The sequence below is a fragment of the Micromonospora echinofusca genome (genome assembly GCF_017614955.1).
Classification (GTDB): domain Bacteria; phylum Actinomycetota; class Actinomycetes; order Mycobacteriales; family Micromonosporaceae; genus Micromonospora; species Micromonospora echinofusca_A.
The window spans coordinates 1-1730 of the sequence record NZ_WVUH01000618.1; the positions used below are offsets into that span (position 1 = coordinate 1).

General features: G+C 72.8%; 2 protein-coding genes. Both read right to left on the reverse strand.

The annotated features are described in order from the left end of the window. Nucleotides 1-175: 175 nt before the first annotated feature. Complete coding sequence (locus GSF22_RS33355) at nt 176-976, reverse strand: energy-coupling factor transporter transmembrane component T family protein (RefSeq protein ID WP_208817884.1); 801 nt, start codon at nt 974-976, stop codon at nt 176-178. Next, a partial coding sequence (locus tag GSF22_RS33360) for an ABC transporter ATP-binding protein (RefSeq protein WP_208817885.1) occupies nt 973-1730 on the reverse strand: 758 nt, incomplete at its 5' end. The genes GSF22_RS33355 and GSF22_RS33360, both read right to left, overlap by 4 nt.

A 1730-nucleotide genomic window follows, 5' to 3' on the forward strand; every position in this document is an offset into this window, starting at 1 on the left:
ACGTCGCCCAGGAACTCAACGGCCGCCCACGACAGACGCTCGGCTGGGACAACCCAGCCGAGCGTCTGCGTGATCTACTGACAACCACATAAGCCATCAGGTGTTGCGACGACCCCCAGAAACCGCCTTGTACAGGGGGCCCTTCCTAACACCTGAACGCCTCACACCTGAACGCCTAGCTCCAGAGCGGACGGAAGGTGCCGAGCAGGACGCTGACCGTCAGCGCGCCGCCGGCCAGCAGCGCGGCACCGAGGACGAGCGCGCCGTCCGCGCGGGTGAAGGACTGGCGGCGGGCCACCGTCCGGGGCGTACCGGCGTCGAAACCGCGCGCGTCCATCGCCACCGCCAACCGGGTGCCCTGCCGGATCGCGCCGACCAGCAGGGTGAACGCCGTCGAGACGAACAGGCGCAGCCGGGCCAGCGGGTTGCGTCCCGCGTCCAGACCCCGGGCCCGCCGGGCCATGCTGATCGTCTGCCAGTCCTGCGCGAGCAGGGGTACCAGCCGGAATGCGGCCAGCGCACCGATGGCGAACCGGGGCGACGCCTTCGCGTTCTGGATCAGGGCGTCAGCCAGGTCGGTGGCATCGGTGGTGGCGAAGACGATCACCCCCGGCAGCGCGACCGCGAGCATCCGCAGCACCAGACCGGTCGCGGTCAGCAGCACCCCGGAGGTCACCACCACCGGTCCGGCCTCGACCAGCGTCCGACCCTCCCGTTCCGCCGCGAAGAGCACCAGGGCGACCACGATCCCGACCGCGCCGAGCAGCAGCGGCCACGCCCGCCGGGCGAGGGTGGCGTAGCGGAGACCGAACAGCGGCAACACCGCCAACTCGACCGCGATCGCGATCGCCGGGGCCACCGGATCGATGGTGGCGACCAGCGCGAACGAGAAGACCAGCGAGGCGGCGAGCTTCGCCACCGGGTTGCGCCGGGCCAGCGGGGCGTCCGCCCGGGCCAACGGTTCCACATCGATCATGACGGTTCCATCCGGCGGTCACCTGGTTGTTCCGGCCCGTCCGGTAGGTTCGGCCCGTCCGGTTGTTCCGACTGTCCCGCCCGGTCCGGCCGGGACAGGGTGACCTGCCGGTCGGCGAGTGCGGCCACGAAGTCCGCGTCGTGCGTCACGGCGAGGATGGCATGCCCGTCGTCGCGCAGGTCCGCGAAGAGGTCGACCAGTTCCCGCCAGGTCCGCCGGTCCTGGCCGAAGGTGGGTTCGTCGCAGACGAGCAGCCGGGGCGCGGTGGCCAGGGCCGTCGCCACACTCAACCGCCGGGCCTCCCCACCGGAGAGGGTGTACGGGTTGGCGCCCGCCAACCGGTCCAGCCGCAGTCGGGCCAGCAACCCGTCCACCACGGCTCGGACCCTGTCCTCCGGCTGCCCGGTCCGGCGTGGCCCGAGGGCCAGTTCGTCGAAGACGGTCCGGGTCACGAACTGGTGCTCCGGATCCTGGAAGACCGACCCGATCCGGCGGGCCAGGGCCGGCGCCCGCCAGCGGTGCGGTGGGGTACGGGCATCGGTGCCGCCCAGGGCCGGGGTGGCCACCACCCGACCGGTCCCCGGTCGGAGCAGTCCACCGAGGAGCAGGGCCAGGGTCGACTTGCCGGTACCGTTCGGACCGAGAACGGCGAGCGCCTCGCCGGCGCGTACCGTCAGATCGACGGCGGTCAGCCGGGGCGGCAGGCCGAGCCGGTCGGCGGTGATCAGGGTCTCGCCGGCGGCGCGGGTCGGGC

What these genes read in the sequence shown, in the direction of transcription:
- GSF22_RS33355 (WP_208817884.1), bottom strand. Translation starts at nt 976, where the DNA reads ATGATCGATGTGGAACCGTTGGCCCGGGCGGACGCCCCGCTGGCCCGG.